General features: G+C 71.7%; 18 protein-coding genes. 8 read left to right on the top strand and 10 right to left on the bottom strand.

All coding sequences use genetic code 11. The features are described from left to right. Nucleotides 1-63 precede the first annotated feature (63 nt). From AB0M67_RS35955 to AB0M67_RS35980, 6 genes are all read right to left on the bottom strand, one after another. Nucleotides 64-567, bottom strand: a complete 504-nt coding sequence (locus AB0M67_RS35955; RefSeq protein ID WP_365751805.1) for a hypothetical protein — start codon at nucleotides 565-567, stop codon at nucleotides 64-66. Then, nucleotides 564-1,376: a ParA family protein gene (locus tag AB0M67_RS35960; protein ID WP_365751806.1), complete on the bottom strand. Its 813-nt coding sequence runs from the start codon at nucleotides 1,374-1,376 to the stop codon at nucleotides 564-566. Before AB0M67_RS35960 ends, AB0M67_RS35955 begins: the two co-directional genes overlap by 4 nt. 238 nt (nucleotides 1,377-1,614) lie before the next feature. After that, nucleotides 1,615-3,147, bottom strand: a complete 1,533-nt coding sequence (locus tag AB0M67_RS35965) for a 3'-5' exonuclease (protein WP_365751807.1) — start codon at nucleotides 3,145-3,147, stop codon at nucleotides 1,615-1,617. Then, nucleotides 3,144-3,680, bottom strand: coding sequence for a hypothetical protein (locus AB0M67_RS35970; RefSeq protein WP_365751808.1), 537 nt, complete (start codon nucleotides 3,678-3,680; stop codon nucleotides 3,144-3,146). The genes AB0M67_RS35965 and AB0M67_RS35970 overlap by 4 nt, the downstream gene beginning before the upstream one ends. Before the next feature lie 208 nt (nucleotides 3,681-3,888). After that, nucleotides 3,889-4,092, bottom strand: coding sequence for a hypothetical protein (locus AB0M67_RS35975; protein WP_365751809.1), 204 nt, complete (start codon nucleotides 4,090-4,092; stop codon nucleotides 3,889-3,891). Continuing rightward, complete coding sequence (locus AB0M67_RS35980; protein ID WP_365751810.1) at nucleotides 4,092-5,135, bottom strand: hypothetical protein; 1,044 nt, start codon at nucleotides 5,133-5,135, stop codon at nucleotides 4,092-4,094. Before AB0M67_RS35980 ends, AB0M67_RS35975 begins: the two co-directional genes overlap by 1 nt. 424 nt (nucleotides 5,136-5,559) lie before the next feature. Between AB0M67_RS35980 and AB0M67_RS35985 the strand changes: the two genes are divergently transcribed. Next, complete coding sequence (locus tag AB0M67_RS35985; protein ID WP_365751811.1) at nucleotides 5,560-14,181, top strand: hypothetical protein; 8,622 nt, start codon at nucleotides 5,560-5,562, stop codon at nucleotides 14,179-14,181. 60 nt (nucleotides 14,182-14,241) lie between these two features. On the opposite strand, the gene AB0M67_RS35990 is transcribed toward AB0M67_RS35985, so the two are convergent. Then, entirely contained in the window at nucleotides 14,242-14,580 is a 339-nt protein-coding gene (locus AB0M67_RS35990) for a hypothetical protein (protein WP_365751812.1), read from the bottom strand. Nucleotides 14,581-14,642: 62 nt separating this feature from the next. Beyond that, nucleotides 14,643-15,536, bottom strand: a complete 894-nt coding sequence (locus AB0M67_RS35995) for a recombinase family protein (protein WP_365751813.1) — start codon at nucleotides 15,534-15,536, stop codon at nucleotides 14,643-14,645. Nucleotides 15,537-15,765: 229 nt separating this feature from the next. On the opposite strand from AB0M67_RS35995, the gene AB0M67_RS36000 reads away from it, so the two are divergent. After that, nucleotides 15,766-16,353, top strand: coding sequence for a hypothetical protein (locus AB0M67_RS36000; RefSeq protein WP_365751814.1), 588 nt, complete (start codon nucleotides 15,766-15,768; stop codon nucleotides 16,351-16,353). 186 nt (nucleotides 16,354-16,539) lie between these two features. Here the strand turns inward: AB0M67_RS36000 and AB0M67_RS36005 are convergent, their stop codons facing one another. Continuing rightward, nucleotides 16,540-17,919 (bottom strand): transcriptional regulator, encoded by a 1,380-nt coding sequence (locus tag AB0M67_RS36005; RefSeq protein WP_365751815.1) that lies wholly within the window; start codon nucleotides 17,917-17,919, stop codon nucleotides 16,540-16,542. Between the two features lie 206 nt (nucleotides 17,920-18,125). Between AB0M67_RS36005 and AB0M67_RS36010 the strand changes: the two genes are divergently transcribed. From AB0M67_RS36010 to AB0M67_RS36035, 6 genes are all read left to right on the top strand, one after another. Beyond that, entirely contained in the window at nucleotides 18,126-19,001 is an 876-nt protein-coding gene (locus AB0M67_RS36010; protein ID WP_365751816.1) for an aspartyl/asparaginyl beta-hydroxylase domain-containing protein, read from the top strand. Between the two features lie 49 nt (nucleotides 19,002-19,050). Beyond that, complete coding sequence (locus AB0M67_RS36015; protein WP_365751817.1) at nucleotides 19,051-19,965, top strand: nucleotidyltransferase domain-containing protein; 915 nt, start codon at nucleotides 19,051-19,053, stop codon at nucleotides 19,963-19,965. Beyond that, entirely contained in the window at nucleotides 19,962-20,501 is a 540-nt protein-coding gene (locus tag AB0M67_RS36020; RefSeq protein WP_365751818.1) for an LOG family protein, read from the top strand. The genes AB0M67_RS36015 and AB0M67_RS36020 overlap by 4 nt, the downstream gene beginning before the upstream one ends. Further along, nucleotides 20,498-21,022 (top strand): phosphoribosyltransferase family protein, encoded by a 525-nt coding sequence (locus AB0M67_RS36025; RefSeq protein ID WP_365751819.1) that lies wholly within the window; start codon nucleotides 20,498-20,500, stop codon nucleotides 21,020-21,022. Before AB0M67_RS36020 ends, AB0M67_RS36025 begins: the two co-directional genes overlap by 4 nt. Beyond that, nucleotides 21,019-21,672, top strand: coding sequence for an HAD family hydrolase (locus AB0M67_RS36030; RefSeq protein WP_365751820.1), 654 nt, complete (start codon nucleotides 21,019-21,021; stop codon nucleotides 21,670-21,672). Before AB0M67_RS36025 ends, AB0M67_RS36030 begins: the two co-directional genes overlap by 4 nt. A gap of 203 nt (nucleotides 21,673-21,875) precedes the next feature. Then, the gene (locus tag AB0M67_RS36035; protein ID WP_365751821.1) at nucleotides 21,876-22,811 is read left to right on the top strand and encodes a phosphotransferase; all 936 of its coding nucleotides are present in this window, start codon (nucleotides 21,876-21,878) and stop codon (nucleotides 22,809-22,811) included. A gap of 87 nt (nucleotides 22,812-22,898) precedes the next feature. Here the strand turns inward: AB0M67_RS36035 and AB0M67_RS36040 are convergent, their stop codons facing one another. Beyond that, entirely contained in the window at nucleotides 22,899-23,039 is a 141-nt protein-coding gene (locus AB0M67_RS36040; protein ID WP_365751822.1) for a DUF4913 domain-containing protein, read from the bottom strand. Nucleotides 23,040-23,062: the final 23 nt, after the last annotated feature.

Here is a 23,062-nt window from a genome sequence, read left to right on the forward strand (position 1 = left end):
AACGGGCGCGGTTGGCGAGAACCGCGCCCGTTGGCCGAATTACAGACTCCGGGAGTGCCGGACTTACGGAGCCTGCCTGCGCTCGACCTTCCCCGCACTGGCCCGTCGCGCCTTCCCCGAACCGGCCTCTCCGGCCTTCGCCGGGCCGGGCTCCTCCGCCTCCGCCGCGGCGACGACCCGGCGCCGTGGCAACACAGAGGCCAACAGGGCCTCTTCCGTGTCGCCGTGGAGTCGGTGGGCGTGCCCCTGCAACAGCAGGTCGACGGCGACTCGGATCAAGGTGTTGTCGGTGATGATCTCCGAGCGGTCCCGACGGTGGGCGCCCAAGTGTCGCCGAAGGTCGGCGAGGTCCGTGAGCTGGTCGGACCGCAGTCGGGCCTCCTTGCGCTCCAGCGTCGCCCACTTCGGGTCGCCGGAGCGGTGCGGCTCCGACGCCCCGGCGGTCCCGGACCCGGCACCCTGCTCACCCTCTCCGAGGATGGGCTCGACAGTGGGCGTCAGCGGCTTGCGTCCTGTCCCTATGCCGGAATCGGGGGAGACCACGGACCGGGGCCTTGGCGGTGTCACACGAACTCCTTGATCATGCGCTCTGCGGAAGCCTTGTAGACCTCACGCATCTCGGTTGCACGGCCGCCCTGGGCAGAGAGCGGCTGAGCCTCGTCGGCGGCGTCCTTCACCACGGACCGGAGCGGGATCGGCTCCCAGACCATCCCCTCGCCGAAGATGCCCGGGAGCGTTCCAAGGTGGTGGGAGTGCCCGGCAAGGCGGCCGTCGACCAGTGAGGGAATGGCGGCCGCGAACTGGAGATCCAGGTTTCCCATCTCCATGCGGTTGATCTCGTCGTTGATGAAGTCGCGGAAGCGGACCGCACCATCGACACCGTCGTACTCCGGCTCGACCAGGGCGACGGCGTAGTCGGATGCCGCCAGGGCGAGCTGGGTGAGGTGACCCAGGGAGGGCTGACAGTCGAACAGAGTGAAGTCGTAGCCGTCGTCGACGCCTTCAAGGGCGCGGGCTAGGCGCTGACGTGAGCCGATCACTGCGGCCTCGGAGATGCGGTTGTCCAAGTCGAACCGACTGGGGATGATGTCGATCTGTTCGGCGTAGATGCCGCCCCATCCACAGGGGACGATCGCGTCGACGGCGCAACCGGCCTCGCCGGACTTCACGACCTCGGAGACCGTGACGATCGGCTGTTCCTTGCGGTAGGGGCGCCCCATCCTGCGCGAGAGGTTCGCCTGCGGGTCGACGTCGACCACCAGGACCTTGCGCTTCATCTCGGCGAGCGCGGCAGCGACCATCTCCACCCAGCCGGTCTTGCCGACGCCACCCTTGTTGCTGCCGGCGGCTACACGTTTGTTCCTGCGCTGCGACATGGGCCTCTCCTTTCTCGGTCCGTGACTCTGTGACTCCGGCATCCCCGGAGTCTGTGACTTTGGCAGTCTGGCAGCCGCCCGGCGCCTCGTCGTAGCGGAACCGCCGACGTCACCGCCCGGCCTGGCATTCGCCCACCGGGCGCTCCAGCGGACCCAAACGCAGACTGCCGGAGTCTGTGACTCCGGCAGTCTGTGATTCGAGATGGAGCGTCCGCATGTCCGGCGGGCGCGCGCTGGGTCAGGCGTGCGGTACGACAGTGGCGGAGAGGATCGTGCCGGAGGGCGGGCCGCTGACCGGGTCGCCCGGGGCGGGCGGCGTCGGGGTGAACTCGGCGCCCCGCCCCTTCGAGATCTCGATCAGCACCTGCCGGGCGGCCTCACAGTCGCCGGCGGCGCGGTGGCTCCCACCGAGCCGGAGCCACCGGTGGGAACCGAGCCACTGGGCGTACGCCTCCATCAGGCAGTACCAGCCGGTCGACGGCTCCAGGTGCATCGGCTTCTTCCCGGCCCGCGCGATGTCGCGGAGGACGGTGGACCTGTCGAACTCGGAGTTGTAGGCGAGGATCGTCCGGCCCTTGGTGACCTTGCGGAGCCGGGGGAGCACCTTCTCGAACGGCCGTTTGTCGGCGAGCATCTCGTCCGTGATGCCGTGCACCCAGCGGGCTCCGTCGCTGATCTCGACATCTCCGGGGTTGACCAGGGTGTCCATCAGCTTCTTGCCGGTGGCCGCGTCGATCACGGCGATCTCGACGATACGGCCGACCAGGTCGGTGGTCTCGGTATCGAGCACGACCGCACGGCCCGGCTCCAGCAGGTCCCGGGCCTCCCGTGTGATCTCGCCCCACGCCGGGCACAGCTCGATCTCGGCGGCGTAGGCGCCCGCCTCCGGATCGTCGGCCAGCTCCTGGCGCACGGTGGCCTCGCCGGGCAGGTCCTCGATCCGCTCCCAGTCCAGCTCCCAGCAGCCGGAGTAGGGGCTGTTCCAGGCCCAGACGGTGATCCCGTGCCGGTCGGCGAGGCCCTGCGCGAAGCCGCGGACGGCGGCGGCCCGGGTCGGGGCGAGCTTGGCGTACTCGCGCAGCGGGGACGGTGCACCCTTCGGCAGGCCGCGGGTGGCCTCCCAGTCGACGCCGGGCAGGTCCCGCAGCGCGCGGACGTCACCGAGCCGGTAGAGGGCGACGGTGACCGTCCGGTGGCGGCCGACCTCCTTTTCGTACATGTGCGCGGGGCTGATCCATCCGGCGGCTTCGACGTACTTCCAGTCGCTCGCCCGGATCTCCAGCACGTCCGTGGCGGCGGCCTGCGCGGTGACGTACTGCTCGCCGTCGGCCTCGGCGGCCATCTTGTCCAGGTCGGTGAGCAGGTACCGGCCGCCGCGGCCGGTCGTGATGCGGCCCTCCTCCCCCATGCGCACCAGGTCGCTCCAGTGCCAGCCGATCCGGGCGGCGGCCGCGTCCCGGGGCAGGCTCGCCGCCTCCCATGCCACCCGCTCGCCGGCCACGGAGCGCACCAGGTCGACGTCGAGTTCGCGCGCGGCGGCCGTGGAGTACATCGGCCAGCCCTTGTACTCGTCGCAGGCAACCAGCTGCTCTTGGGCGACGAGTTCGGCGACGTCGGCGGCGGTAACCGGCTCGCCGGTGTGCTCGGCGAGCAGCAGCGCGATCCGGGTCGCCCCCAGGGCCTCCGGCACATACGGCTCCTGCTGCGGCGGGACCACTGCGGTGGTCTCGGTTCCGGTGGTCGCCGTGGTCTCAGTCGTGGTGTCCGTCATGCCTGTGCCTCCGTGGTCTCGGTCGTGGTGGGCAGGGCCCGGCGCCGGTCGGCGGGCCAGATGAGCTTGAGGTAGTCCACGCGGCCGCCCCAGCCGCTGATGTCAACGTGGGCGTCCGTCACCTCGTACGGCGCGTGGCCCGGCTGCTCGATCCGGGCGCAGGCGGTGGGCCAGGGGATACCGGCAGGCCGGTCGGGCTCGATGTAGCCGCCGAACTCCTCCTCGTGCGCGGCGCCGCTCCCCGGTAGCGCGGGACTGTGCAGCTCGGGGCCGTACACGGTGATGGTCGGGCCTCCGGCGAAGGTCACGGTGGCGGGCGGCAGGGTCCCGGCCGGGCCGGGCTCGGGGAGCTTGTCCAGGTCGCGGAGCCACTGCTCGGCGGCCGCGCGGAGGAAGAGGGGGCTCTCGTCCGTGCCGCCGACGGCTTCGAGTCCGCCGTGGCGGCGTCGCCAGTTGGCAACGGCCGCGCGGCCGACTCCAGCCATACGGGCGATCTGGGAGAGGTTCACCTTGCACTCGTCAGGGTGGGTCAAGGGGTCGTCCTGTCTTCTGGTCAAAGAGTCGTAGGCCGGGGCGGGTGGGTGCTGGGGGGCCTTCGCCGGCCCCCAGACCCCCGCTCCCCCGGCACCGACCGGCGCGGTCAGCGCTCCCGTGGTGCGGGTGCGTGCGCGCCGGACGGCACCGGGGATGGGTTCCCCGGCCTGGGCAAGTTCCTGTTTTCCGACCGGGAATGAGGCGCGGTCAGCTGTCGTTCGGGTCCGCCGAGGTGTTGCCAGCGTCGAGTCGGAGGTAGCTGTATCCGCTGTCGTACGGCTCGGGGTCGGTGATGTTGAACTCCCGGGCGAGGACTTCGACCACCAGGGCGACGGTGGCCGCGTCGGCCGCGATCCGGATGTCGGCGATCCCGGGCAGGTGCTGGCGGGGGCGGCGCTCACGGCGGGGCATCAGTGGAAGCTCACTCGTGCGATGACGGCGAGCAGCTCCCCCGCGTCGCCCGCGCTCTGGAGTGCCTGGTGGTCGGCTTCCTTGACGGGGCCGACCACCAAGACGTGCTGGGCCCGGTCGAGCAGCGCCCACCAGTCCGCGGGCAGGCTCACGGTCTGCGCCGCCCGCCACAGCTCGATGTCGTCCTGGCCGTCGTCGTCGACGTGGACCAGCCCGCTCAGGGAGCGGTCGGCGATGGTGGCGCGCAGCCGCCAGGACGGGTCCACGTCCGGCATGCCGTGCAGTCCCCAGTGGTCCCAGTCGGTGCGGGCCTCCAGGTCCTCGATCCCAGCGCCCTCGCTCTCCGGGTACAGCGTGAGCATCGGCAGCGGCTGCCCGTCCGGGGTCGTCGTCTGCCCGACGAACACCCCGTAGTTCTCCGCGAGGTGGTAGGTGTCGACGTCGTCGGGCAGGTCCAGGTCATCCAGGGTGACGACGTTGATCCCGGCCGCCCGAAAGGCGTCCATCGGGTCGGCGGTCCCGCGCTGCGACGCGCCCTCGGCGACCTTCCGGACGGCTTCGGCCAGGCCGGGACCGTCACCCATCGCCCAGTGGTCGAGCGCGTCATCCAGGAGCGCGGCCGCGGCGGCCTCGCCCATCGCGTCGACGGCGGCGAACGCCTCGTCACCGGTCCCGGCCTGCATGGCCGTGCGGGCCAGGGGGGCCCACTGCCGGGTCGTGTCGGATGCGGCGAGCCCCACGGCGGGGACCGTGCCGTAGACGGCTCCGGCGAGCACGGCGAGCGTCGCCCGCTTCTCCTTCACGACCTTCGCGATCAGCGTCCGCTGGCACGACTGGCACCCGGCCCGGCAGGCGGCGACCAGGCGGGCGGCGAGGTCGAGATCCAGAACCCTCCAGCTGCCGTGCGGTACGAGCGGCAGGGCGGTCAGGTCGGGGAGCGGGGTGTGGGTGTGGATGGTGCCGGCGGCTGCGGAGCTGTACGCAGCTCCGGTGCGCTGGGCCTTCTTCTTGGCGCGCGTCTTCTTCCCGTGCTTCTTGACCACGAGCTTCTCCTCGTCGGCGTGCAGCGGTTACCCATGACCCGATGCACGCGGAGAACTCGGTGGACCTGCGCGGGCATACGGATGTCCGTCAAGACGGACTGGTGTTCCTCTTCGCACTGATGCGCTGGGACCCTTTCGGGCCCTGGCACCTTTGCCTCAGATCGCTCCCAGTCATGGGCTGAGGCTGGCTTGGGCCTTGTGCGTGGCCGTGCACAAAAGACGATACCCACCGCCACCGACAGAGAACGGCGAAACCGGCTAAGGCCCGGCGTCAAACGGCGTGTCGGAAACCCCCGCGTTCGCCGAACTGTGCCGGTGCATTCTGGATCGAGGTTTTTGACCTTGGTCGGTAGGGTCGGGTGGGGATGACGTGGCATGTGCTTGCTGACGTGCCACGGGAGCACGGGGCACGGGGAGAAAGCGCATGGGGGATCGGTTCGGGACGCCGGAAGACGTACGGAGCCACTGGCGGCTTGAGGAGGGCGACCCCTTCCGAGTCGCCGAAACGAAGGATGAGGCGGCCAACCGCCGGGCCACCGTCTGGCGGCGGGAGGAGCGGGCCAGCGAGGTCGAACTGATCGGCGAGGCCCTGGTCATCGCCCGCATGCACTACCCCGACACCGGGCGGTACCGGTGGGGCGTGTTCCACGCGGGAACCGCGCAGCCGGTGCTGATGCTGGAATCCGGGGAGGGCGGCACGGAGGCCCGCGCGCGGGCGGAGGCCCTGGACCAGTGGCGCGACGCGGCGACCGGAGACCCGTTCGACTGGTCGAGTGGGGGACTAATCGACCGGCTCCGCTCGCCGTACGGGCGCGGAATGCTCGACCAGGTCCGCAGCCGGGACCCGGAGAGCCGGTGGGCTGGCTCCGCCCCTGCGGACGCGTCGTCCTGGGAAACCGACGACGGGCAGGCGTACGCCTACGACAGCACACTGGACAAGGTCACGGTCTACGACCCGGACGGGCTGCTGATCGCCCGCGGTGAGCGGAAGTTCGACCAGAAGACCAAGAAGAGGGCGTTCGTCGGCGAGATGCGCGACGGTCGGCACATCTCCGGCGAGTGGGCGCGGCACTTCGTCGAGAACGCCGTATGGCAGCACCGCATCGCTCAGCCGGAACCCTCCCCGGCCGCCGCCGATGACGCGGAAGCCCCGGCAGCGGACAGCGACGGGTACGGCACGGCGGACCTGTTCGAGACGTTCGGGCTCGCACAGCCCGGGCGGGTCCCGGCACCGCCGCCGGAGGCGGAGGCGGAGGCGGAGGCGGAGGCGGAGGCGGAGGCGGAGGCGGAGGCGGAGAAGTCCGCCGGCGTCCCGCAGGGGCAGATGACGGTGGAAGAGGTGCAGCCGGAAGCGCCCCCCGCCGGACGGGGCGATGCCGCTGCGCGGGACGACGGGCGGGAACGCCTGGTCAGCGCGGACGGGCGGCTGGCGTTCACCCTGCTTCGGGTCCCCTCCGAGGATGTGCACCCCGACATCGTGGCCGGGTACCAGCGGCCCCGTGGGGAACTCGCTGCGGAAGTCGAGACCAAGAACGAGCAGGCGGCGCAGACTCCCGCCGAACAGGCCGGACAGCTGACCAAGTGGCGGCGCACGTACAAGGGAGACAACCGGCTGGAGCCGTTCCGGCCGCTGCCCTCCCTACGGCTGACCAAACGAACAGACGCCCCGGGCCTGGCCCCAGCGGAGTACGGCATCGGCTCGTGGGTGACCTGGCGCGACGGGCAGAGCGGCCAGCAGGTAACCGGGCAGGTGATGTCGCCCGGCGCGGCTGGGGACACCTGGTTCGTCAGCACCGACCGCACCGGCCACACCGGCGAGTACCACGTGCTGAGCCGGAGCGGGAAGAAGGCCACCGGCTACACCTACTCCGTCAACGGGGCGGCCGCGGACCTACAGCCCGCCGACGGGCCCGCGGTACAGCTGCCGCTGGAGGACCTACCGCAGGTGGACTCGGTCCCCGCCCGCCCGGTCACGTCGTATGCCAACTGGGTGCCCGAAAACGGGCTGGCCCGGGTGCGCGAGCCGATCCCGGTGACGGTCGGGGAGATGGGACCACGCTTCGGTCCCGCAGAGGTGGCCTTCGACGTCACCGCGGACGGCATCCCGTTCGTGGTGAAGCTGAGCCAGAACGACGAGACCCTGACCTCGACCTTCGTGCCACGCGTCGAGTCCGCCGGCCAGGTCGTCAGGGAGTTCCACCCGATGGACAGCCAAGCGGAGGCGGTCGCCTTCTGCGTGTCTGTGGCCCGCGAGGCCCGCGAGGGCGCCGACAAGCCGCTGCACGCGCAGAACCGCAACAACGACTTCGCCCTGGCGGGCGACGGCGTCTGCGGCCAGTGCAGCCTCCACATCGACGACAACTACGAGAAGGAGCTGTACCGGGTCAACGGCGGCGACCCCGAGTGCATCGACCACATCACCCTTCGCCTGAGCGTGCCAGCGGCCGACGTCATCGAGCTGGCAATGGCCCGCCGCATCTGGGCGACTCGCGTGGACCCCGAGTCGGTGGCCCCCGACGACACGGCCCCGCCGGCCGACACCGAACCGTCCACCGACGCACCTGCCGAACAGGCGACGGCAACGCAGGTGCCGCACGAGGTCACCCGCGAGGCGCTCCAGGGCGGAGACCGGATCACGGCAGTCGTGAACGGCTCCCGCCTCGAACGGCCCTCCCCTTGGGAGCAGGACGCGCCCGATCAGGTACAGATCTCCGGGACGATCTCCCCCGGGTTCCGCGACTATCGGGGCAGTGCCACCCTGCTCGACTCGGTAATCCGCGACCTAGACGGCGAAGAACTCGCCATCGACGAGGACGTGTTCGTGTCACTGCTGCCTGACCGGGTGACGCTCATCCCCACCGGTCATCGCGGCGAACTGCGGCCGGAGACTCGCACCGTGGGGCAGATCCGGGTGGGTGACCTCATCGCCGAGGGTGGTACGCGGGGTGAGGTCGTCACCGAACTGCGCTTCGCGCAGAACTCGCAGCGGGGCAGCATGATGACGTTCTCTACCCGCGATGTGGCCACTCGCACCGGCAACGGCTTCACGCTGGCCGTCACAGACGAGGTCGCGGTCGTGCCCCGCGAGCGGCGGCCTACGCAGGACGTCGCCGCACTGTTCGGCCGACACGGCAGTCACGACCAGGCCGTGTTCGACGTCCGGCGGACCTTCGACCTGGGCGCCGCTGTCGCGGAGGCCACGGGGCGCATGTGGCCGAACGGCGACGGCCCCCAGGACGAACTCCGCGCCCTCGACGTGGCGGTCGGGGCAATCGACCCCACCGGCCGGGGCGTGGACGCCTACCGGGCCAACGCCGCAGCAATGGAGGGCGCAGCGGCTGCCGCGACGGCACTGTTCGTCGCCACCGATGATGATCTCCTCAACCGCTACGTCGGCCCGCCCCTGCACCGGCTGCGTCAGCACCTAGACGCGCAGGCCTTCCGGCTGCGCGCGGACGCATCTCACCTCGCCGAGCGCGCGGCCGCCGCGCCGCCGGCGGACGTGAGTACCGCGAGCGCGACCGACACCACGTCCGCCCGCCCGGGCCAAGAGGACCGACCCGCGCCGGAACAGCCGACCGACCGCACCCAAGAAGGGGGGAGCGTGGTCTCCCGGAGCACAGACGAGACGGAACAGCTCGGTTTGTTCGGCGACCTGCCCCCGGACGCACCGGACGAGCAGACCGGGCCTGACACGGCCACGGACAACGGTGCCGTCCCGGAGGACGGGCGAGGGGTGCAGCTTCGGGCGGCGCTCATCGAGGGCGAGACGATCGCCCCCGTGTCGTTCACCGACTGGAGCGAACCGGCGGCGGGCTGGATTCTGACAACGGCGGCCGGGCACGCGTTCCGGCTACGCCATGTGCCGCACGCCCGTCCGGATGAGGACCAGTGGGAGGCCGGGCACGACGCTGACGGCTCCTACTGGTGGGCCGTGAACATCGAAGACCGGCCCCTTCCCGCCGTGCTGGCGCGTATCCGTGAGGACTCGGCGACCCGTACTAGATTCGCTTCCCTGTGGGCCCAGTACGGGCACCTGACGGCGCAGGCCCCCCAGTTCGAGACGGTCACGGACCGCGTCCAGCTCGAAGAGGGCGTGTACCTGGTCAGCCGGTTCGGCCGCATCGGCCTTATCGCGTCGTGCCGGTGGGGCTGGGAGCACCTGACCGACCCGAACGGCGCGCAGGGCCACACCGGTGAGGACTGGTCCCGGAGGGGCCCGGATAACCGGCAGTACGTCGCCGAGTGGAAGATCTGGCACTCAGCCCAGGACGCCATTCCGAACGGGCGGCTACGCGTCGTGGCCCAGCTCACGGACGACATGGCCGACACCCCGGACGCGTACTGCGACGCGTCGCAGCCGTACGTCGGAAAGTGCAGCGCGAAGCGCTCGGGTGCCCGGTACACGGTCGCCGTCGACACTGATCAGGGCAGCGAACTTGGCTGCTACACCGTGTGCGCGCAGTGCCTGTCTCACCGGCTCCTGAACGACGAGAACCGGCAGATCGAACACCACGACGTTCAGAGCCTCGTTCAGGACCTGGCCAAGGGTGACCCGAAGGTGGTCAACCTGCACTGGAACCAGTGGCCCGACCGAATCGCCGAGCTTGCCGGACAGATGCTGTCGACCGCGCTGGAGGCCGGAGAGACCGCCCCGTGGCCCGCCCAGGCTCTGACGAGTCAGATCCTCACCGAGGCGTGCGAAGCCGGTGACGACCGCGCCAAGCGTGAAGCGCGAGCAGAGGTGAAGGCCGCGGGCGGGGACACGAGGGCACAGAAGCGGGCGGCTGATGAGGCGTTCGCTGCCCGCCAGGACCGGGCCGCGCTGGTCGCCCGGCGTGGCGCGACCCACATGGATGCGGCGAACGAGACCGACCGCATGGCCGTCGCGATCCTCGGACTCGCCGGCTGGGGGGCGGAGGGCGGCGCCGCGGTGCCGGAGCCTGTCGCGGAGGCGGCGCCCGAGGTCGTCGACGTCAATGCGCTGACCGTCAGCCCGCGGGTCCGCAACGGCGAGCCGTCCTCGTATCAGTTCGCCGTCGCGGGCCCCGGGCTGACCGTCGGCGAGTACGAGATCTCCCACGATGCCCAGGGCAGGGGCGCGCGGGGGATCATGTGGCAGGCGTGGTGGCACGGCGTAGAGCCGTCGGGCCGGTGGGACGTGATCAGCATCGGTTCCGGCGAGGGCGAGAGCGCGGCCCTGGCGGCCGTCGCTGAGCATGCGGCCAAGGCTGGCGGGAACCTGGCCGACGGGTTCACCGTCGCCCGCCGCATGCACTATGACGCCGGACTGTGGCTGCTGCCGGAGGTTGGGGAGTCGGAGGCGATCCAGTACCACCCCGACGGCTCGTGGACGATCACCGCCGAGACCGGCGTCCCGTACACGGTCCGCCGGGAGTGGCGAGGCCGCGACGCGACCAACGACCTAGCGCCGCTCCTGATCGAGGACCAGGCGGGGACCTTGATCGCGTCCTGCACCGCCGTCGACAGCTACATGTCCGCATGGGCGCCGATGCTCGACCGACTCCGCCTCCACGCCACAGCGGTTGCTGACGGGGTGCAGCACGCGACGGCCGTCACCTTCGGCGGACCGACCCAGGAGTGGGTCGAGGCGTGGTGTGTGTGCAGCTGGACCGAGCGCGCCGATGTCACCACGTACGCCGACCGCGTCCCCATCGGCGAGGCACTGGCTCAGGCGCACCACTCGGAGACGTCGACAGAGGATGCGGCTCCGCAGCCCCTCGCAGCCGTGGTGACGCCGACGCTGGACGACGCCACGCAGACCGAAACCGCTGAGGCACCGGCCGCCGCTGAACTGCCGGAGCTGGACGTGGTGCTCCTGGACGTGGACGTGCCGCCGCTCGATCCCGCTGAGCCGTACACCACCGACGAGGAAGCGCAGGCGGACATCGACCGGCTGGGCGCGGCGTTCGCACGGTGGGACGCACTGCCCGCGGTCCAGCGCTACTACGACGCCGACCGGCAGCAGCGGCCCGACGGCACCGGGAACCCGACCAACCCCGTCGCCCAACTGGCGGCGGCGTACCGGGACGCCGGGCAGTCCCTGCGCGACGGCCCGGCAGGCTCGCCGGACGACCTGGTGCGTCAGGTCCACACGGTGGCGGTCTGGAGCGGAGCCCTGGAGCCCGTGGTCGGCGAGGACCTGCGCGGTCCGCTGGGAGAGGTACGGGAGGCCGCCGACCTCCTGGCCTCCCGCTCGCAGGCGACGGTGGAGGCCTTCGAGGCGGAGCTGGCCGCCCTCGCCATGAACTCCGCAGAACAGGGTGCCGCCGACCTGGAGAGCGCGGCCGCCGAGACAGGGCCCGGCGAGCAAGGGCCCGTGGACGTCGACGACGAGTCGGAGACCCCGGAGGAAAGCACCGAGCCGGGCCCCGGCGAACCGGCCGCCGACCCCGGTCCTGCGGAGCCGTCTACGGACGCACAGACCACGGCGGACACCGAGACGGACAGCGTCACGGACGACAGCCCGGCGCCGGACCTCCAGGAAACGCAGGAGCCGCCGGCCGCCGTCGATCCGGAGGACACCGTGACGGACGGCGCCCCGGAGGAGACCGTGGCGGACGTCGATCCGGCGCCAGATAGCGCGCCGAACCCCCAGGAACCCGCAGTCGCAGTCCCGGATGAGGGGATGCACGAGGCACGGCGCGAAGCGTCGTTCCTCGAGCAGGACCGCCCCCCGACGGCGGACGGCGACGAGCAGACGCCGGAGCCCGGCACAGCGGCCACGCCGCTGGAGCCGGACCCGGCCCCGACCCCGGCGAGCGAGGACGCCCCCGGCGACGACGCTTCGGAGGAACCGACCATGACCACCCCGCCGATCCCGGAGACCACCGACGCGCCGGCGCCGGACGAGCCGATCACCGAGGAGCCGCCCGCACCCCAGCGCTACTTCGAGACCGCCACGCTCGCCAGGGACCCGGGTTACCGGCTGCGCCTGTCCGGGCTGGACGGTCAGCCGGTCGACACCGGAGACGTGCTGTGGGGCGATCTCGTCATCGCCACGATCCACCCGGGCTCCGAGGGCGGATGGTTCGCGCAGCTGCCCACCGACCACGTCTCTTACCTGGCCGATGCACCGGAGGACGCGGCAGCGCACGCGGCCGTCATGCACTCCGCGTTCACCGGCGCTCCGTACGGTCCGCCGCCCGGCGCGGCCGTTGGTGACGAGACCCGGCAGCGGGTGGACGTACTGCGGGCCGCCCTGCGCGACGGTGCCGTGCGGCATCGCGACGCGGTGGCCGGTGCGGCCGCCCGGGCTTACCCCGACTTCGAGCAGAACGAGCGCTTCCGGGAGCTGGTCGGCAACCTCGACGGCCTGGCGGCCGCGGTCTCCGGCGCCCACGGATCGCAGCAGATGACGCAGTTCCTCGACGGCGTCCAGGGGGCGGTCAACAACTGGGGCGGCGCACTACCGACCGACCCCGGCCACCCGGAGCGCCGCGAGCTGGCCTTCCCGCTGGCCCATCTGCTGTACGACTCGCGACGCATGCAGGACCAGGTGCGGGCCACGTTGGCAGCGGTCCAGGCCGAGCAGGAGGTCGCCCGGGCCGAAGAGGCGGCGGCCGCGGCCGCGCTCAGCCGGGGCTACCTCGCCGACTACCGGGCCGGGCGCCCGCCTCGCGATGAAGGGGCCGCTGCGGCCTACCGCGAGTGGCAGCAGCTGGACGCGGAGGACCGGCAAGAGGCTCTCGAAGTGCGGGGCCTGGAGGACGAGTACGAGCGGTACGAGGGGCCGCTTCGGTGGAGCGAGTGGCTGGCTCAGCGGTCGGCCGACGTCGACGAGGAGAGCGCCGTGGCGGCGGACGGCGGGCCACAGCAGGAAGCCACAGAGTCCGGCAGTCCCGGAGTCCCGGACTCACAGAGCACCGACCCGGCCCGGGAAGACGCGTCGGGGACTCCGGCAGGGGCGACCGCAGACGTCCCCGGCCCGGAGAAGCCGGAGGGTGCAGCAGCCCCCGAGGGTGACGGGCCGACTCTCGACGCCGCCGTCGACGGCATCCGCCAGGCGCTGGAAGACGCCCTCCGGGCCGCCGATCATCAGCCGGAGCCTGCCGCGCCTGAGCCCGGCGAGTTGCCGCTGTGGACCGGTACGGACGCCTCCCCGACGGACACCGCGGCGACGGAGCCTCCGGCCGGACCGATGGACGTCCGCGCAGAGTTCCAGGCAGCGGTGATGGACGCCTGGAACGAGCATGTGCCGCCGGAGAACGGCACCGCGCAGGACCTGTTCGCCGACCTCGACGCCGACCTCACCGTGTTGCAGCAGGCATTCAACGAGGCCGTAGCCCCTCCCCCGCCGGCGGAACCGTCCGCCGCTCCGGGCCTGGTGGACACCGCCACGGAGGGGGTGACGGAAGCGGCGGCGGCCGCGCCTGCCGCACAGCAGGCTTCCGCCGTCAACGAAGCCCTCCAGCAGGCCGATGCGCACGCCGCCACGCTCCAGGACTTCCCGGAGTGGCAGAAGATCCAGACGGTGCGCGGCGCGGTCGGCCACCTGGTCCGCGTCATGCGGGAACGGGCCGGGGAGCACTTCGACCGGCTGATGGGGGACAGCCGCGTCGGCGAGTTCTTCCGCAAGGTCTCGATCAAGGTCTGCGAGAAGGTCGCCGGATGGGCACAGTCGGCGGCCGACCGCCTCCGGCGACGGGGTGAGGAGAAGGGGTCCGACGCTCCGGCTGCCGATGCACTGCGGGACGTAGCGGACGCCGCCTCTGCCTACAGCTCCCCCGGCGGGGGCCGGAGCGGGCCGCCGCCGGCGTCACGGGACACTGCGTCCACGACGGTGGACATCCCGGCGATGCGCCAGATCGGTGAGGCACTGGCCCGGCCTCTCCCCGGCGCCAAGGACGGGCGGGGCACGCGCGTCTCCACGGCGGCCGCCCGGGGCAAGTCGACCACGCGGGGCACAGCGAAGAAGCCGAGCGGCTCCGCGAAGAAGAAGTCGGGCGCCGCCGCGGAACAGGCGGGGCACCTACGCCGTGGCGGCGCCGAGCCGCAGCAGCAGAACAAGCCGACACAGCGCTGACCCCCTCCGGCAGCAACAAGGGGCCCGGTCGCCAACCTCGGCGATCCGGGCCCCCGGCGATCAGGCCCGCTCCCCCTCCGGCCGCCGGTTTGTACGGCGGCGCATCGCGGCGAGCGCGGAGCCGGACACGCCCAGGCCCGCGCCGAACACCACACCGATCAGGGCGCCGATCCACCAGGATTCCCACACGGCGCTCACTCCGTCGCCACCATGGGCGCCGTGCAGGATTGCGGCCCAGCCCAGCGGCAACACCGCCATAAGGAGCGTGCTGATCAGGAGTGGGTAGAGAACTTCGGTGGTGCGGGCGGCGCGGACCTGGCGGACGGCAGCGATGACGGTCGCGGCGAAGACGACGCCGACGTACCAAGGGCTGTAGAGAATCGACTCAATGACGTTCACGCACGGGTTCCTTCCCCAAGGGCGGGCCGGTCATAGCAGTGTTCAAAGAACCGTCCGCCTTCTCAGTGGGTCGATGTAGACGGTAGTGCGGTCACTTCGTCATGCTCGCGCAGCATTCGCATGACGGTGGCCGGAGAGGGGTGCTGGCCCCGCTTCTTGCCGGTGCGGGTGACGAGGCGGGATGCGATCTCGCGCAGGGACAGGTGTTCCTGGTCGCGCAGTCGGAGGGCGGTGGCGAGCATGTCGTCGTCGGAGACCTTGACGCCGCCGATGGCCTTGCCGCTCTTGCGGGCGGTCTCCTGCCCTTCGAGGGTCTTGTCGCGGATGTAGTCGCGCTCGGACTCGGCCATGGCAGCGAAGAAGGCGAACAGGGCGGCCCCGTGGCCGGACGGGTCGTGCTTCCCTGCGAGGGGGCCAGTGAGGAACTCCAGCTCGATCTCGGCGTCCCGCAGTTCCTCGGCGGCCTTCAGCAGTTCCAGGGCGCCGCGGCCCAGGCGCTTCATCTCGTGCACCACGAGCGTGACCTTCGCCCCCAGCGAGCGGTACTCGCGGGCCGCCGCCAGGGCCGCCTTCATCTCAGGGCGTTCCCGCACGCGGGTGCTGATCTGTTCCTGGAACAGCCGGTGCACGCCGGAGGCTTCGAGGGCGTCGACCTGAGACTGGATCTCCTGCGTCCGGGTCGAGACGCGGGCGTACGCGATCCGGACCTCCATCGGCACAGCTGGCGGCGCGACCTTCTGCACCGGCAGGGCCGTCCAGACGGAGCCGGGATGGCGTACGGCCGGGGTGGCGACGTGCAGTTCGGAGCGGAGTGCGGGGACGAGCTGGAAGCGCGCGGTGTGGTACTTGAGCGCAACCTTGCCGGAGGTAGTGCGGCAGGGCGAGCCCGCCGGGGCCTGACAGGTGGACATCGGGCAGGCGTGCGACTCGACGAGCCGGTACGTATCGGTGATCACGCTCGGATCGTTTCAGAAGTGCGTTTCACCGGTCAAGAGGAAAGAAACGACCTGTGAAACAAATCGACCTGCGGCGACACCGTCGGCGCCCGGTGTTGAAACAGGGACCACCTATGAAACACGTCCAGGCAACGCGCAGCGTGCCACCTCTCGTCAGGGTCGCCTGACAAGCGAGTGAATGTCAGGTTAGCCTGACACTCGTTTGCCCGTCGAAGGAGGAGGAAGCGCGATGTGGGACGACGACCGTGACGGACGCCGGGAGCACGAGGGCCTGGCGCGGGCCCTGGATGAGAGCGGGACGCCGGACGGGAGGGTCTGGAACGGGCACGCCTGGCAGGAGTGGGACTCCTGGGGCGAAACCGGGTTGGTCACCTTCGACCTGCACCCCGGCGAGCCGACCGCACTGCGCGCCGAATGCCAGTGCGTCTGGCACGGCGAGGCCCGCGCGGTGGACGGCGACCCCGCGTCGACAGCAGCCGCGGTCAAGGCCGACTGGGAACAGCACATCGCCACGGTGACCGCAGCGATGTACCCGGTGGACGTCGCCGACGAGATGGCCGACCTGATGAGTCGGCTGTACGCGCTGACCCAGGAGCAGCCCCTCGCCGCCCTGACCGCGCTGCGCGAACTGGAGCAGAAGATCGAGCCGCTGCGGGTGGCCACCGTGGCCCACTCCCGGCACCTCTCGTTGTCCTGGCAGAAGGTCGCCGACGCGCTCGGTGTCACCCGCCAAAGCGCCTGGGAGAAGTACCAGTTCGCCGGGACCGGGGCGGACGTCGACGCCGCCTACGCGAAGGCCGCACCGCCCGCATCCTGAACATCCCTTCCAGCGGTCCGGCCCGGAGCCAAGCGGCTCCGGGCCTTGCTGTTGTGTCGACCCAAGAGCAACTCCATGGGGGCGACACCCCTCGTTTCGTCGACACAACGAAAGGCCGCCGGAAGGGGGGGCCCGGCGGCCTTCGAGAGGAGAAGGTCAGAACACGGCGGCTATGAGCGCCGCCGCCTAATGGTCGGCGGCGGTGTAGTTCAGGAAGTTGGCGACGGCAGGTACGCCCCGGCGACGGCTGAGTTTCAACCGGAGGTCGTCCAAGGTGCTGCTGCCACGCGCAGAGGTGACACCTCCCATCCGGGAGACGGCGGTGTGGGCGGTATCGACGGCGGCATCGACGTCTCCGAGGGCGAGATGAGCCTCAGCAAGGCGTGCGAGGTAAATGGCGTGTCCGCGCGGGAAGTCGTCGCCGTTGTACGCCTCACCCTCCGCACTGTGAGCGGTGGAAGCGTCCCGGAAGTGGCGGAGCGCCTGTTTCGGGTCACCGAGGTTGAGAGCCGAACTGCCGAGGAGTTGGTAGGTCTCCCCCAGGTTGAACCAGTAGACGCACGACGGGTCGTCGGCGATGGCGCCGGCGTGGGCGTAGGTATCGAGAGCGGCGTTCGCGGAGCGGGCTGCGGCGCGGGCGTCGCCGGCGCGCGCGTGAGCCCGACAGGCCCGGGCGTGCAGCATGGCGGTCATACGGGCGGAACCGATCCTCGGAGCCTGGGTCAGAGCGGCTTCAACGAGGTCGATCGCGCCGCGCGGGTTGCCGGTCGAGTACTGCTGGATCGCCCAGAATGCCAGCGTGTTCGCGCCGACCACCGGATCTGCGGCGCTGGCTGCGGACCGCAGGGCGGTGACGTAGTGGCGCTCGGCGGCCGCGATCTGGCCACTGTCATAGGCGGTCCACCCGGCTGAGCGCGACGCCTCGGCCGCCGCGCCGAGGAGACGGCGGCGGACGTCCTCTGTGCACGAGGCGTTCTTGAGGGTGCTGGTGATGAGCCGCACTTCCGTCCGGGCCGCCTCGTAGACGTCCCCAGATCCCATGTGGTCGTCCAGGTGGCGCAGGTCGTCCAGTCGGCGTTCGAAGCGGTCGGGGACGCTGTGGTCGATACGGCGGCCGCCGGTGGTTGCGGCACCGGCGGGGACGGCGCCGGACCACTGGGTGATGGTGCTGCCGAGGGTGACGGATGTGGTGATCAAGAACTTCCTGCGGTCCACCGGACCTCCTGCGATCTCCAGTGCGTGCACGGTCGCCGTGGTGGTCCACGGGGCGGTGAATACGGGGTGGTCGTCGGGTACGGCGAGTAAGAGCCAGCCCGGCCAGCCGTGGGCCAGAACGGCTTCGGGAGAGATCTTCTCCAGCGCCGCCATGGCGAACTGGGTGCGGAGAGTGGGGGCGTGCTCGCCGCTGACCCAACGGGACGCCTTCTCCTTGCGGTACCCCATCTGCCCGTACCCCATCCGCCGGTGCTGCTCGGCCACCCGGAACAGGTACGCCTCGTTCGTCATCCCGCGCTTCCACAGCAGGTAGGCGAGCGGGTGCAGGGCGGCGGCGGTGTCCACGGTCACGGCGGTTCCCTTCGGAGCACACGGGCCACCAGTCTTCCGGCTGCGGACGGGCCGGGGAAGGGCGCCCAGCCCGGACCGCAACCCACCGCAACCGGCGGCAACGGGCAGCAACGCCGTTGGTCTGGGGCCTGACGGACGACTGAGGTGTCCTGAGTCCGACGGCCCGACCGGGGGCCGTGTTGAACAAGATGTCAGGAGGATTCCGCATGGGGACGATGACGTTCGCCGCGACGGCGGTCACCGAGGAGACAGGTGGCCCGGGATCGGAGCTGCTGGGGCAGGTCGCCCGGCTGAGCAACCTGGACGAGACGCTGGTGGAGCAGATGCGGGCGGAGGCCCTCGGGGCGCCGACGCGCGGGAAAGTCGCGTACGGGGAGTACCAGTCCGGCGGGTGGTGGACCGCCTCGCTGATGAACCACTCGTCGAACGGGGACCCGCACGACGTCGTGATCGGCGACGGTCGCCCCCGGGCCACCACTCTGCTGGAGCAGATGCCCGTCACCGCGGGGTTCCTGTCGGGGCTGGGGCTGGACTTCATGTACGTACGGCTCGCCCGGCTGGAGCCGCACTCCTATCTCTGGGAGCACCGTGACTACGCGGAGCTGAACGGGCGCGGCCGGCACCGCCTGCACATCCCGCTCGTCACCAATCCGTCGGCGGTGCTGGTCACCGGCGGGGCCCGGGTGCACATGGCGGCCAGTGCCCTGTGGCGGCTGACGCCCTCTCAGGCCCACGGGGTTCGCAACGTCACGGGCCCGGACCGGCTGCACTTGATCGCGGACGTCTACACCGACGACGCGTACCGACAGCTCGCGGTCCGGCCGCACCTGCGGGCGGGGGATGCGGTGGACCTGCCGGTGATGACCGCCCGGGACAGAGCCCGTCTGCTGGAGCGGGCCGGGCAGCTCGCTGAGCTGGGCTTCGTCTCCTCGGCCGAACAGACGCTGTTGCGGGCGTACTACGCGTACGCGCTGCCGGAGGGCGGGGCGTACGACCTGATCGCCGAACTGCACACAACCCGTGGCGCGGACGCGGATGCCACCCGGTGGGGCGAGGCGAAAGCTCACCTGCTCGCACGCTGACCTGCCCGCCCTTCGCTCTTGTTCTCTTTCACAGAGAGGAAATCGTCGTATGACCACGACATCCCCGGCGCCCGTACTCACTCCGCTGGAGGAGCTGGCGCACGCCCATCTGCCCGTACAACTGACGGTCTTGGCCGAACTGGTGGACACCTTGTCGGCGGCCGAAGCCGTGACGCATCTGCTGGTGCGCGGCTCCCTGGCCGACGGCACCGCGGACCGGCTCTCCGACGTCGACCTGGTCGTCGCCGTCCAGGACGACCGGCTGCCGCTGCTGATGGAGAGTCTGGACGCCTTGATGTCCACCACGTTCGGGACACTGCTGCCGGGCTGGCGGGACACCATCGTCGGCGACCTGGGCGGCGCCGGTTTCGTCTACCTGCTGCCTCACGGTGGGCACCTGCTCCAGCTCGACCTGTACCTGTGCCCGGCCAGCGGGGTGGAGGCCCTGCGGCGGCGGATCGGCCCGCGCCTGCTGTGGGAGCGCTCGAAGTCCGGCTCCGAAGCGAGCGAGACCGCGCGTCGGGAGACGGCGGCGGAACTGGCGCGTACGGGGTCGGCGCCGGCGGACTGCTCGACGCTGCTGGTTCAGGCGATGGTCCTGCACGCGATGCTCCGCAAGCGCGTGATCCGAGGGCAGCAGTACATCGCGTACGGGCTCTGGCACCAGCTCCACGCCACGTGCCGGGATCTGATCCGTACCGCGTTGGTGCCGCACTCCCGGCATCACGGCTGGTACCACCTGCCCGACGAGGTGGGCCGCACCACGGTGGGCCGGGAGTGCCTGGCGGAGCTGACCGACGTCCTGACCGGGCCGCCGGTGCCCACCGTCGCTCAGGCGGATGAGGCGCTGGAGCGGATCGTGCGCCTGGGCGGGCTGGTCGCCTCGCTCGCGATCGAAGGGCTGGCGGACGAGATCACCGCGTACCGCGCCTACCAGCAGCAGGACGAGGAGGGACTCGCATGACGCTGACCGCCGTCCTGTTCGCCGGAGTCGTCGCCCGCACCGGTGAGACGGATCTCGCCCTGGCCGCCGGTGACGCCCTGGGGGCGGCCGGGTACGGACTGCGGCACGGCGGCTACAACGGCCTGATGGAGGCTGCCGCCCGCGGCGCGGCCCGCCACGGCGTGCCGGTCACCGCCGTCACCCTCGCCGACCAGGAGTGGGGGCCGTTCAACCCGTATGTGACCGACGTCGAGTACGCCCCGACGATGGGCGATCGGCTCCACGCCTACCTCGACGACGCGGACCTGGTCCTCGTCATGGGCGGCGGGGTCGGCACCCTGCACGAGGTGACCGCCGCCCTGTACTACGCGACGACGATCCGTCCGGTGCCGGTGCGGCTGCTGGGCCCGGCCGCCCGCCGCCTCGGTGCGTTCCTCCGCGCGGAGCAGTGGCTGGTGGAGGGCCCGACCCGGCCGCTGGGGTTCCTCGCGGACCTGCCCGACATCGCCGCGCTGGAGAAGGACCTAGCCGCCTTCACCTCCGGGAGCCTGCGATGACGACCTCGATGTCCACCGTCCTCGCGGAGCGGATCGCGGCGGCGTTCCGCCCCGGCCCGTACCAGCTCCCCGACGGGCGCACCCTCGACTCCTACTTCGACCCCTACCGGCTGGCCGCCGACCCGCTGCTGCTCCGTGAGACAGCGGCGGCGCTCGCCGGCCTGCTGCCCCCAAGCACACAGGTGGTGGCCGGACCGGCGCTCGCGGCGATCCCGCTCGTGACGGCGGTGTCCCTGCACACCGGCCTGCCCGCCGCCTACGTACGGGCCGCTCCGAAGGAACACGGGACGTGGCGGCAGATCGAGGGCGCCGACCTGGACGGCCGCTGCACCGTCCTGATAGACGACACGGCCCGCAGCGGGGCAAGCCTTCTACGCGGCGCCCGGCTGCTGCGGATCGCGGGCGCCCGAGTCACCGCCGCGGCGTGCGTCCTGGACCGCGACGCGGGAGCCGCCGCCCTACTCACCGAGCACCGGATCACCCTGTCCACGCTGCTCACCGACCCGGGAGGTGTCCGGTGACCCGACAGGCGGCACTCTTCGACCTCGACGGCGTCCTCCTCGACAGCGGCCCAGCCGTACGAACCGCCCTCGCGTCGGTCGCGACGTGCGCGACGGGCCGACGCACCATCCCGGCGGACCTCCCGCCCGACGCCCTGCACCGCCCCCGCGCCGAGATCCTGACCCTCCTCGGTGTCACCGACCCGGACGGCGCCTGCGCCCGCTGGTGGGACGGCGCACTCGCCGCCGCCCTACCCGCCACGTTCCCCGGCGTTCTCACCGGGCTGCTCGCCCTTCGCGACGCCGACGTCGCGCTCGGGGTTGTCACCCTCCAGGACCGCGACCGGCTGACCTGGTTCCTGCCACCCGCCCTCACGGACCTGCTGGACGTGGTGATCACCCGGCAGGACGCGCCCGCGAAACCGGCCCCGGACGGTCTGCACGCCGCCCTGGCCCGGGTCGACGTCCTGCCCGAGCAGGCGGTATTCGTCGGAGACAGCCCCGGTGACATGACCGCCGCCTGCGCCGCCGGCGTCATCGCACTGGGCGCCACCTGGGGCTGGCACACGCCCGCCGCACTCCATACGGCCGGAGCCCACCACCTCCTGCCCGACCCCACCCGTATCGGTCCGTCTCTCCTGCACCACCTGGCCCCAATTCCCGCGAGCTGACCCACCCGTCCCCCGCTACAGTGGAAGGGCACCCCATGGGGGTGCCCTTCCTGACTTCACCACAGAGGACTCAAGGCATGCGTGTGATGCGGCGACAGGCGCCAAGCGCCGATCTGGACCACTGAGGACACCGTTCCTCACCCGGTCCGGGTCGGCGCTCACCCCCGCGCCCCCCGTCACCCCACTCTCTCTGTGAGCTGCCCGTGTCTGCGCTTCCTCCCGTCGGCCGACTGCAATGGACCGACGTTCCCGCCCCGCTGCGGGCCCGCCTCGAAACCGCCCTCGGCGCCGCCGTCACCGACACCGTCACCCCGCCGGGCGGCTTCGGCCACCAGCTCGCCGCCGCCCTCACCTTGGCCGACGGGCGCCGGTTCTTCGTCAAGGCCTCCTCCACCGACGACCCGCTCACCGCCGCGAACCTCCACGAAGGCGCCGTCCTCGGCTCCCTACCGCCCGGCGCCCCGGCCCCGGAGCTGGTGGGCATCCACCACGCGGCCGGCTGGACCGCCGTGGTCATCGCGCATCTGGACGGCCCCCATCCGGACCTGTCCCCCGACTCCTTCGACCCGGGGCAGATCTGGGGTCTCCTCGACAAACTCACCTCCAGCCCCGCCCCCGCCCCGTACGCCGCGGCGGTGGCCGCCACCGCTTCCGGCGCGGCCGCTCTGCACGGCTGGCGTGAGCTGCTGGCCGACCCGCCCGGCGACCTGCCGCCCGCCGCCCTACACCATCTGCGTGAACTCGCCGACCTCGAAGCGGCCTGGCCTGCGCTCGCCCACGGCGACCGGATCGTCCACGGTGACCTGCGGGCCGACAACATGGTCCGCGACCACGGCCGTGGCGTGACCTTCGTGGACTGGGCCCACGCCACCACCGGCCCCGCCTGCATCGACGCCGTGTCCCTCGCGCCCCAACTCGTCCTGGCCGCCCACGATCCGCAGGACATCGTCCGCCTGCTGGACGAGCACCCCGCCACCGCGACGGATCCTCTGGCGGCCAGCGCGTTCCTCGCCGCCCTCACAGGCCACTGGCACCGAAACGCCCGCCTGCCCGCCCCGCCCGGCGCCCCGGGCCTGCGTGACTACCAGCACCGCGCGGCCACCGCCGGGACCGCGCTTCTCGCCTGCCGCCTGAGCTGAGATCCGGGTGGCGTCGGGGCAGTCGTGAACATGATCCATGGGGGCGCCAGGCCTACGCCGCGCCCCCATGGGCTGGTCCGGTCATTCCTACGCCTGGCTCCACGCACTGGGCACCACGCTGGGCAACCGGTGCTCGATCTGGTGCTCACCCTTGGTGCAGCCCGCGAACGGGCCGGAGGAGCCGCGCAGCTCCCGCAGGGCGGGGTCCAGGTGATCGCGGTGCCACACCGACGGCCCGGTGTATCCGCAGG

This window comes from Streptomyces sp. NPDC051662 (assembly GCF_040681655.1).
Classification (GTDB): domain Bacteria; phylum Actinomycetota; class Actinomycetes; order Streptomycetales; family Streptomycetaceae; genus Streptomyces.

Excerpts from the sequence above, each read along its gene's own strand:
- AB0M67_RS35960 (WP_365751806.1), bottom strand. The coding sequence starts at position 1,376 with ATGTCGCAGCGCAGGAACAAACGTGTAGCCGCCGGCAGCAACAAGGGT.
- AB0M67_RS35965 (WP_365751807.1), bottom strand. The coding sequence starts at position 3,147 with ATGACGGACACCACGACTGAGACCACGGCGACCACCGGAACCGAGACC.
- AB0M67_RS35975 (WP_365751809.1), bottom strand. The coding sequence starts at position 4,092 with ATGCCCCGCCGTGAGCGCCGCCCCCGCCAGCACCTGCCCGGGATCGCC.
- AB0M67_RS35985 (WP_365751811.1), top strand. The coding sequence starts at position 5,560 with ATGGGGGATCGGTTCGGGACGCCGGAAGACGTACGGAGCCACTGGCGG.
- AB0M67_RS36000 (WP_365751814.1), top strand. The coding sequence starts at position 15,766 with ATGTGGGACGACGACCGTGACGGACGCCGGGAGCACGAGGGCCTGGCG.
- AB0M67_RS36010 (WP_365751816.1), top strand. The coding sequence starts at position 18,126 with ATGGGGACGATGACGTTCGCCGCGACGGCGGTCACCGAGGAGACAGGT.
- AB0M67_RS36015 (WP_365751817.1), top strand. The coding sequence starts at position 19,051 with ATGACCACGACATCCCCGGCGCCCGTACTCACTCCGCTGGAGGAGCTG.
- AB0M67_RS36020 (WP_365751818.1), top strand. The coding sequence starts at position 19,962 with ATGACGCTGACCGCCGTCCTGTTCGCCGGAGTCGTCGCCCGCACCGGT.
- AB0M67_RS36025 (WP_365751819.1), top strand. The coding sequence starts at position 20,498 with ATGACGACCTCGATGTCCACCGTCCTCGCGGAGCGGATCGCGGCGGCG.